The organism is uncultured Paraglaciecola sp., from assembly GCF_937123705.1.
GTDB lineage: Bacteria > Pseudomonadota > Gammaproteobacteria > Enterobacterales > Alteromonadaceae > Paraglaciecola.
The window spans coordinates 151077-159243 of sequence record NZ_CAKZKO010000010.1; the positions used below are offsets into that span (position 1 = coordinate 151077).

At 38.7% G+C, this 8167-nt stretch carries 15 protein-coding genes; 4 read left to right on the plus strand and 11 right to left on the minus strand.

Translation table 11 applies throughout. The features are described from left to right. Positions 1-980 precede the first annotated feature (980 nt). From Q0688_RS01910 to Q0688_RS01925, 4 genes are all read right to left on the minus strand, one after another. Positions 981-1499, minus strand: coding sequence for a GrpB family protein (locus Q0688_RS01910; RefSeq protein WP_299072415.1), 519 nt, complete (start codon positions 1497-1499; stop codon positions 981-983). A 143-nt stretch (positions 1500-1642) separates the two neighbouring features. Continuing rightward, entirely contained in the window at positions 1643-1906 is a 264-nt protein-coding gene (locus Q0688_RS01915) for a hypothetical protein (protein ID WP_299072418.1), read from the minus strand. A gap of 195 nt (positions 1907-2101) precedes the next feature. Continuing rightward, positions 2102-2395, minus strand: a complete 294-nt coding sequence (locus Q0688_RS01920; protein WP_299072421.1) for a HigA family addiction module antitoxin — start codon at positions 2393-2395, stop codon at positions 2102-2104. Further along, entirely contained in the window at positions 2395-2697 is a 303-nt protein-coding gene (locus Q0688_RS01925; protein ID WP_299072467.1) for a type II toxin-antitoxin system RelE/ParE family toxin, read from the minus strand. Before Q0688_RS01925 ends, Q0688_RS01920 begins: the two co-directional genes overlap by 1 nt. Positions 2698-2821: 124 nt before the next feature. Between Q0688_RS01925 and Q0688_RS01930 the strand changes: the two genes are divergently transcribed. Both Q0688_RS01930 and Q0688_RS01935 read left to right on the plus strand, forming a co-directional pair. Then, positions 2822-3073 carry a type II toxin-antitoxin system Phd/YefM family antitoxin gene (locus Q0688_RS01930; protein ID WP_299072424.1) on the plus strand — a complete coding sequence of 84 codons (252 nt, stop codon included), beginning with the start codon at positions 2822-2824 and terminating at the stop codon, positions 3071-3073. After that, positions 3070-3330, plus strand: a complete 261-nt coding sequence (locus Q0688_RS01935; protein WP_257172494.1) for a Txe/YoeB family addiction module toxin — start codon at positions 3070-3072, stop codon at positions 3328-3330. Before Q0688_RS01930 ends, Q0688_RS01935 begins: the two co-directional genes overlap by 4 nt. 72 nt (positions 3331-3402) lie before the next feature. Here the strand turns inward: Q0688_RS01935 and Q0688_RS01940 are convergent, their stop codons facing one another. The 6 genes from Q0688_RS01940 to Q0688_RS01965 all read right to left on the minus strand — a co-directional run bounded on the left by Q0688_RS01940 (position 3403) and on the right by Q0688_RS01965 (position 5816). Then, a complete protein-coding gene (locus Q0688_RS01940; protein WP_299072430.1) occupies positions 3403-3747 on the minus strand; it encodes a hydroxylase in 345 nt (114 codons plus the stop codon). A 146-nt stretch (positions 3748-3893) separates the two neighbouring features. Continuing rightward, complete coding sequence (locus tag Q0688_RS01945) at positions 3894-4142, minus strand: Txe/YoeB family addiction module toxin (RefSeq protein WP_299072432.1); 249 nt, start codon at positions 4140-4142, stop codon at positions 3894-3896. A gap of 11 nt (positions 4143-4153) precedes the next feature. Beyond that, the gene (locus tag Q0688_RS01950) at positions 4154-4396 is read right to left on the minus strand and encodes a type II toxin-antitoxin system Phd/YefM family antitoxin (RefSeq protein WP_299072433.1); all 243 of its coding nucleotides are present in this window, start codon (positions 4394-4396) and stop codon (positions 4154-4156) included. A 123-nt stretch (positions 4397-4519) separates the two neighbouring features. Then, a complete protein-coding gene (locus tag Q0688_RS01955) occupies positions 4520-4738 on the minus strand; it encodes a CopG family antitoxin (RefSeq protein WP_299072436.1) in 219 nt (72 codons plus the stop codon). Between the two features lie 2 nt (positions 4739-4740). Continuing rightward, a complete protein-coding gene (locus Q0688_RS01960; RefSeq protein ID WP_299072438.1) occupies positions 4741-5025 on the minus strand; it encodes a BrnT family toxin in 285 nt (94 codons plus the stop codon). A gap of 146 nt (positions 5026-5171) precedes the next feature. Then, the gene (locus tag Q0688_RS01965; RefSeq protein ID WP_299072440.1) at positions 5172-5816 is read right to left on the minus strand and encodes a LysE family translocator; all 645 of its coding nucleotides are present in this window, start codon (positions 5814-5816) and stop codon (positions 5172-5174) included. A gap of 188 nt (positions 5817-6004) precedes the next feature. Between Q0688_RS01965 and Q0688_RS01970 the strand changes: the two genes are divergently transcribed. Together Q0688_RS01970 and Q0688_RS01975 are read left to right on the plus strand one after the other, a co-directional pair. Further along, positions 6005-6277, plus strand: coding sequence for a type II toxin-antitoxin system Phd/YefM family antitoxin (locus tag Q0688_RS01970; RefSeq protein WP_299072443.1), 273 nt, complete (start codon positions 6005-6007; stop codon positions 6275-6277). Beyond that, a complete protein-coding gene (locus tag Q0688_RS01975; RefSeq protein WP_299072445.1) occupies positions 6258-6527 on the plus strand; it encodes a Txe/YoeB family addiction module toxin in 270 nt (89 codons plus the stop codon). The genes Q0688_RS01970 and Q0688_RS01975 overlap by 20 nt, the downstream gene beginning before the upstream one ends. A gap of 461 nt (positions 6528-6988) precedes the next feature. On the opposite strand, the gene Q0688_RS01980 is transcribed toward Q0688_RS01975, so the two are convergent. Continuing rightward, positions 6989-8056 carry a hypothetical protein gene (locus Q0688_RS01980; protein ID WP_299072447.1) on the minus strand — a complete coding sequence of 356 codons (1068 nt, stop codon included), beginning with the start codon at positions 8054-8056 and terminating at the stop codon, positions 6989-6991. Positions 8057-8167: the final 111 nt, after the last annotated feature.

Here is an 8167-nt window from a genome sequence, read left to right on the forward strand (position 1 = left end):
TCAACTAATACTGCTAATCAATTAAATAAAATACGATTGCCTATTGTGCCACATCTCCTTATAGCATTCCTCTAATTGAAGTGTAACGCCATTAACACGAGCCGTTTTGTCGCAAATAGACGCCGCAACGTAAAAGTAGCCATTGTTATTCGCATTGTAATGATTCCGGTGTATGCATAATGCGTGGTGGAGAAATTTTAATTAAGGTGTTTCTTATACTTAGCCCCACTGCAACAAAGCGCCGACTAACAAGAGCGCGACTCCACCACCAAAGCACCACACACGAAAACTTCGAGCAACAGCTTCTTTGTTTTTGATCTTGCCAGGCCGATACCCAGCGATAAGCCGCATATAGCGCTTTACCCCAATCAGGTAACCAAGTGCAAAGAGTATATTGTACCTAGGATTGAAATTACCATACTCATAACTCACTCCATTTACTAGATGTTCCTCAATTGAGGGTTTATGTTAACTGTCCGGTTGAATTTACATGTGAGCTACCGCGTAAGCTCGCGGTGATATCTATAGGGTATTGCGGTTAAATATGAATCTGATTTTTTTACACTAAAATGTGCGACATTACCCTACATAAATTTGTAGTCTTATATGAACAGCATAAGCGTAAACCAATTTAGGGACAATTTAAAACCTAGGTGGAGCAGACTGTTAGTGATCATGAGCCTATAAAAGTGACTAGGCGCAGGGGTGAGGCTTTTATTGAGTGCTGATGACTAGGAAAAGGAACAGGAAACATTGCACGTGTTACAAAACAGTAGCTTAATGAATCAAATTCCAGCGTCATTGGCCATTCTTAGCAGACGTCGGGGTTGAACACAACCCTAATATGACCCAGATAATTACTTGTGTTTTCATTAAGTAATTGGTCCTTATACGCCCAGATAGTAGGCTAAAGATATTTGGCCATACTAACGAACAAAGTGAGGCGAGCCAATTGCTTTTTGTCCTTGTTGATTGGATTGTTAGCTGCCAAACCACTCAAGCGCTATTTTTTCATGCTTTTGAATAAAACTATTTTTAAGTGACATATAGATATTAATGTCATTCTCGCTTTTAGGAACAGCCTCTTTTTTAAGAGAACCATACTCTAAAGCTATTGCAGAGTGAGCAATTAGGTACTCTTTAAATGCTCTATGTCGATGTAAATGAAAGTCATTTGCTTGAAACGCATGAACATGATGACTTCGTTGGTTGCCACCTTTTTGAAAATACCGCCTGCCTGAAATACCATTTTCACCTTTGATTGTATAACCGAGTGCTTCTATGTTTTCAGCTGCATTATCTAACTCTTTAAGGTCGACAACCTCTATTAGAATATCAATAACAGGCTTGGCTGTTAAACCAACTACAGACGTACTGCCGATATGTTCTATTTTGACAGCATTAATACCAATTGCCTTAGCTAGCAATATTCTTTCAGTTTCAAAAGTATTCTTCCAATTTGGATCGTAATCAACAACCTCAACAACTCTAATGCTCAAATTGATCTCCCTTGGCAACTAACGCTAAACTAAGGGCAATTACTTGTTGGCGAAATGCGGAACGCGCCAACGAGTATTTGTCCCAGTGACCGCAGGGAAAGATCTTGAGTGCCATGTTATGTGCTTTCTCAACAATGACCACGTCACATTAATTGCAAAAGTTCAATCGAAAAGCCAATTAGTGCTAATACTAATCCAACTCCTCCTACAGAGTTTCCCCGACCAAGCACAACTCCTACCCGAACAAGCGCTTTGCTAATGCCTAATATGAGAAGCAGTAACGCCGTAATAGCACTAAAAAATACATTGGAAACAAGGAACATTGAATTATCCCAAGCAGATAGACTAACTACAGCTACAATCCAGATTAATATGAAGCTTCCTATCCATGCTTTTTGATTTTTCATGAGCTTGGGTTTAGTTTCTTCAAAAGTAGCTTTAAGAAACTCTGACGTCTTAGGAAAATAGAGTTCAACAGAAATTAAAACTAAGCCAATAAGCTCAATAGTAATTGCACTCCATTGTATTAGATTACCATACTCGATGCTTATTTCTCCCAGCCGCGCTTTTTGCGGCGAACTTTGGCAACTCGTTATATACCTTTACGCAATTTCAAAATCAATTTGATGCACTTTAGCTAAGTTAACATTGTGTTTTGCTTGCCAGAGGTCATAATTGTCTTGCATCGATAGCCAACTTTCAGGGCTACGGCCTAGGGCTTTTGATAGTCGCAAAGCCATTTCCGGCGTAATAGCACTTTTAGCTTTTAAGATACGACTTAAAGTTGAAGGAGAAACATCTAATTGTTTGGCAACAAATCGGCAACTATAGCCAAAAGGTTCCATATAAACATCGGAAATAAATTCACCCGGATGCGGTGGATTATGCATATTCATTAGTGATAATCCTCATAATTTAAAATAAAAGCATTGCCATCTGTAAATTCGAATGTGACACGACAACTACCATTTACAGTAATAGACCACATTCCATCCCGTTTACCTTTCAAGGCATGCAACTTAAATCCTGGTAAATCAATGTCGTCTAAAACAGTCGCAGTATCAATAGCCGCTAGTTGCATTCGAAGTCGACGTTCATGCTTGGCTTGAATGCCGGATTTGCTGCCTGACTCAAAGAACTTTTTTAGCCCTTTATGTTTGAAGAAAGCGTAGCGTGTTGCGCAACAGGTGTCTAGCAGGAATATAATGCCCCAATAAGCCGGCGAAAAGAGCACAGCGACTTGAGGTCGGATTAATTGGATTGTTATGTGCTAGCACGTTACACTGTACAAATAAACGTACATGAACATTTTGGGACCCAATATGGATGCAATAAGCTACACAGCAGCTAGAGCAAATTTAGCAAACACAATGGCGCATGTTTGTAATGATCATGCGCCAGTTATTATAACTCGTAAAAGTGAAGCTCCTGTAGTGATGATGTCCCTAGAAGACTATAACGCAATGCAAGAAACTACATATTTACTCAGATCTCCAGCTAACGCTAGAAGCTTGCTTGATTCTATTGCCGAACTTGAAGCTGGCAATGGAACCCAAAGAGAGCTTGTCGAGTGAAACTCACTTTTTCAACTAAAGCTTGGGAACAATATCTATACTGGCAAACTACAGACAAAAAAATACTTAAACGTGTAAATTTGCTCATTAAAGATATCCAAAGAACTCCAAATGAGGGCATTGGAAAACCTGAGCCATTAAAGCACGGGTTATCAGGCTATTGGTCTCGTAGAATTAATGATGAGCATCGCATCGTATACAAACAGCAAGATGATACAATTCTAATTGCTCAACTGCGCTACCACTACGGCACATAACGCCGCAATAAGCGGTGACAGTTTGACGAGTCCGTTGCAGCAACTTGTAATGTGAATATCTATCTACAAAAATCAAAGCTGCCAAAACCCTGTTTCAATTCCATTATGAATAACAATCGCACATTGCCCATAGCCTAGAAGCTCCATTGGTGGCACGGCTATTTCTGCACCAGACTTTGATGCTGCATCTACTGTAGCTTGGATATCATTTACAAGAATGTAATGGCGGACTATGGGCTTCTCTGTTTCGCGTAGTGGTGATCGAACTCCCACTTTTCCACCGTTAGAGAATTCTGCTACCCGAGCCCCGCCTAAATTCATATCACTTTCTCCAAACGTCACAGCATGTAACTTGGAGTAAGTTTCGCAAACTTCATCGACATCAGATGTAACAATTTCAAGATAGTGAATTTGCATATAGCTTCCTGTTTTACCCTATTTAGATGAACGAGTTATCAATGATTTGCACATAACCCCTACAATAACGTGAAAAACAGAGCGAAAGCGAGGCTTTTTCCCAATGAGTGAAACGAATGTGGTTTATTGTTTTGTTAGCAGTTCTATTACTCATAGTGACTCCATAATCGCAGTACTTTGACTACTTTTTCCAATTCACACACTTGGTATACTAATCGATGTTGTATGTTTACTCGTCTTGAATAAGCGCCAGAAAGATCACCAATTAATTTTTCAAATGAGGGGGGAGATTGGAACGGATCTTCTTTGAGTATTTCGATTAAAACCTTAGCTTTACTTTTGAGACCGCTACTAGCAAGTTTTTTTGCATCCTTCTGGGCTTGCTTCGTGTACATAACTTTCCATGTCACCAGTCTAAGCTCTCAGAACAATCCTTTATATCAGTTTCTAAACCTTCTTGGATGGATTCACGCATCCCGGGTACAGACAATAAATATAAAGTTTCTTGAATCGCATCCCAATCTTTTTCTGATAAAAGAACGGCATTGTTTCGCTTACTAGTTATTTTAACAGGGACATGCGATTCAGCAGTTTCATCAATAACGCGATAAAGATTTGCTCGCGCTTCTGTTGCAGTTAATGTAGTCATAAATACCTCCAAACAAAAGCGTACGCTTAGGCGCACGCAATGTCAAATTATGAACTGCTAACGTTTCAAAGCAACGGCGCGCGCATTTTGCGTGTCCGATGACTTTGTTTGTTAGGGCTGCAATTATGCATGCCAGTTAATATCGATTTTTTTGTGTGTTGCAACGCAATCACGCAAATATAAATTGATGAGGCTTTGATAAGGCACACCAGACTCTTCAGCCATATTTTTAAAGTAAGAAATAACATCTTCTCCAAGACGCATGGTTACAGACTTTTTTAATTTACTTGCGTAAGGATTTTTACGCGATTTCATTGCTGATAAATCATACTCATCTTTCATAATTAATGTCCTCGCAGATAATTTTTACTTTCATTTTTTGTCGCTTTTCTAGCGGAAATAACTCTGATTGTGTTGCCATCATCTCGCTCACAGTGACAAACGAGCAACAAGTTGGTTTCATTGCTCATTCCAAGCATCAAAAAGCGGTCTTCGGTTTTGGAGTTATCTTGATCAAAGAACTGCACAGCAAATTCATCAAAAAATACGGATTTAGCTTCTTCAAACGAAACACCGTGTTTTTTAATGTTTGTTGCCGCTTTAGCCGCATTCCACTCGAATTTAATCATATGTACATTGTATGTACGTAAGGTGGGATTGTCAAAGTAGCCCTAACGCCCTGTTAAGGGGCTGATAATGTTTGGAAAAACTGTGTAGCGAAGCGAAACCGAGCCAAACTTTAGCAGTCCCGCCTTGAACAGCTTGTTAGTTTTTATTACGACACTGTACTACGGTTAAAGGCTGAACGAAGCAATCCAATGCCTGCAATAGTAAATAAAAATGAAGTAGCACCATTTATCCATCGACTTGCACGTTGATACCAGTTCATAACTCCATGATATGAGAAACATATTGAATATATAGCATTTGTAGCAAATCCTACAATGATACAAACTACCAATCCTGAAATAATAGATAAGATCCCGTCATTTGAACCCAAGCCAACAGAAAGTGCAGCCATCCAAGCGATTACTGTTTTAGGGTTAGAGATATTCATAATAACTCCACGCAAAAACCACTTTTTATCTGAAAAAGTTTCATCAATCATTCCAAGGTTAGCTGAATTAGGTTTCATACTTTCTTTAGCAGACAGAAAAGCAAGTCTTAATAGGTATAGACCACCAAAAACTTTCAGTGACATTAATAAATAAACAGAACTTTGAAGAATAGCTCCCATACCACTTGCTGCAACAACTCCCCAGAAAACTAGGCCCGTAGAAAGTCCCGCACCATAAATTAGACTGGTCCTTCTACCTTTACTCATAGCGATGGTTGCATTGGAAATATTTGCTGGTCCAGGAGAAACAGCTATAACAAAAAATGCGATACCAATACTTAATAGTGAAAACAGATCTATCACTTTTATTTCCTCTTTAGTAGATGCCAAACTTTACTAAAAACTAACGTCGCAATAAGCGGTGAGTAATAGTTTGCTGATATGTGAAACGAAGTGGTGCCGAGCAAACTGTTACGAACCCGACTTTATTGCTTTGTTATATTTTTAATAATATTATGTACGACATTACCGTACATAATATTGAGTGAATTATGAATAGCATAAGCGTAAATCAATTTAGGGACAATTTAAAAAGCTATGTCGAGCAGACTGCAAGTGATCACGAGCCTTTAAAAGTAACTAGGCGCGCGGGTGAGGCTTTTATTGTTATGAGTGCTGATGACTGGGAAAGAGAGCAGGAAACATTACACGTATTACAAAGCAGCAGCTTAATGAACCAAATTTCAGAGTCATTGGGCACACACAAAAGCAATCAAGGTTATAAGCCAACAAAAGAGCAATTAGATGAGATCACTAGTCTTTGAAGGGAAAACTTGGCTGGCATACGAACAATTAAGAGAGAAAGACAACAAGCTTCACAAAGCATTATGTAAAATTATAAAGGAAATGTTGCGCTCGGATCCCGCTAGCGGCCTCGGAAAGCCAGAGCCTTTAAAGCATAACTTATCTGGATTATGGTCAAAACGAATTTCCCAAAAAGACAGGCTAATTTATAAGTTTGATGAAGACTGTGTATACATTTTCGCAATAGGTGGGCATTACGACCAACACTAGAAAATATAACGCTTCGAATATGCGGCGCGCGCTGTTTGCGCGTCGGCCATGATTTGTTTGTTAGCTGCGATTTTAAGAGTCATGATTTGACAAGTCTTTGGCATTGTATGTGTTGGGATTAACCAAATTTACTTTTTTGAGTACTCTTAGGAGCGCTAAGATTGCAAACAGTAATGCAATCGCAAAATATAATATAGTGATAAACTCAAAACCTTGAGAATCTGTGCATATTTCTCCCCCTCCCTTGCTAGCAGGGATTGGGTAACAGCCATTTCGCGGTAAGCTTACGTAGGTGCCGTATGTAAAAAAGAAACTTATTCCAAGGTAAATTATTGATAAAAACATTTCAAATACCTTCTAGCAGCTAACGCCTTACTAAGCGGCGCGAAATAGTTGGCTAAAATTGCGAGGAACGAAGCTAGCCAACTGTTTAGCGTCCGTTTAAGTAACTTGTTAAGTGCCTATTTCTGATGTATTTCCATACTTAAGTACGACATTAGGGATTTCATAATATGTACCATTTCTTCAGCGCAATCTTCGGTGAGTTCCTCTTTTCTACCATGAACGATCGAATCACGTCTTGCTACAACCTTTTCAATAAACTGAATATAAAACGAATTATTTTTAAACCTTTTATTTCCAATAACTAAAGCCAAAGCATCTTCTCTTGAAATATTACGTATTTTCCCTCTGCGATCTACCTCATAAAAATCGCTATCGATATCGTCATTTGATTTACCTTTGGAAAGCAAGACAGATCTAATTTCCCTGAACACCCAATGTTCAAATGATATAACTACAAATACACAGAATGAGTGGTAATCTTTTTGAGTTTTATATTTATTTGCCATTTGGCGATATTTAGTAGCGCTATCTTCTACGTAATTTCGTTTTAATGAAGTTTGCAACAACTGCATTTTATCTTCAGGTAAATTACAACCTAGCCCAACTCCAGTCCCGCGTTGGTCGTACACTCCCATAGCCCAAAGCTGTTCACCTTTAAAATTATTAGCAGCCATTTTGTGCCAAGGGCTTAGTTTTGATGGAGTAATTTCAGGAATCCAATCTTTGGTAGAGTTGTTTACACCCTTATAAGCTTCTATAAATTTATGTACAAATTTCGTGGCTAATACCGCCACGTTTTCATGATGTATTTTTCCATCATCATTACAAATTTCAGAATTAAGAGGTTTGTTCACAGGGTCTATTGTGACTATTTTTAGTTGAAAAACAGAATATGAATATTCTCCATAAATGTCTTCAATAGCTAAGGTCATACCCCAGCGTTTTTGATCTGAATTGACTACTTTACAAGTTCGTAGCTCCGCACCAAAATCCCCTAAGGTTATTGCTATCGGGGCTATCTCTGTTGGCTCTCCATCTTGACCTAGGGACTCTGGCACTAAAATAACAACGGGGAATTTCCCACAAACTATAAGCTCAGTAACTGACTTTTTATCTATTTGAAATTGATCATATTCAGTAGTTCCGGCAAAAGCCCCATAAAATCCATTTATTACTTGTTTCATTTTACTCCCAAACTAGAAATATACTCTTGGCACTTAACGTCGCAATAAGCGGTGAGTAATAGTTTGCTGATATGTGAAACGAAGTGGTGCCGAGCAAACTGTTACGAACCC

Coding starts and splice junctions, on each gene's coding strand:
- Q0688_RS01915 (WP_299072418.1), bottom strand. CDS start 1,906: ATGAAAAATCAAAAAGCATGGATAGGAAGCTTCATATTAATCTGGATT.
- Q0688_RS01920 (WP_299072421.1), bottom strand. CDS start 2,395: ATGAATATGCATAATCCACCGCATCCGGGTGAATTTATTTCCGATGTT.
- Q0688_RS01930 (WP_299072424.1), top strand. CDS start 2,822: ATGGATGCAATAAGCTACACAGCAGCTAGAGCAAATTTAGCAAACACA.
- Q0688_RS01940 (WP_299072430.1), bottom strand. CDS start 3,747: ATGCAAATTCACTATCTTGAAATTGTTACATCTGATGTCGATGAAGTT.
- Q0688_RS01945 (WP_299072432.1), bottom strand. CDS start 4,142: ATGTACACGAAGCAAGCCCAGAAGGATGCAAAAAAACTTGCTAGTAGC.
- Q0688_RS01950 (WP_299072433.1), bottom strand. CDS start 4,396: ATGACTACATTAACTGCAACAGAAGCGCGAGCAAATCTTTATCGCGTT.
- Q0688_RS01955 (WP_299072436.1), bottom strand. CDS start 4,738: ATGAAAGATGAGTATGATTTATCAGCAATGAAATCGCGTAAAAATCCT.
- Q0688_RS01960 (WP_299072438.1), bottom strand. CDS start 5,025: ATGATTAAATTCGAGTGGAATGCGGCTAAAGCGGCAACAAACATTAAA.
- Q0688_RS01970 (WP_299072443.1), top strand. CDS start 6,005: ATGAATAGCATAAGCGTAAATCAATTTAGGGACAATTTAAAAAGCTAT.
- Q0688_RS01975 (WP_299072445.1), top strand. CDS start 6,258: ATGAGATCACTAGTCTTTGAAGGGAAAACTTGGCTGGCATACGAACAA.
- Q0688_RS01980 (WP_299072447.1), bottom strand. CDS start 8,056: ATGAAACAAGTAATAAATGGATTTTATGGGGCTTTTGCCGGAACTACT.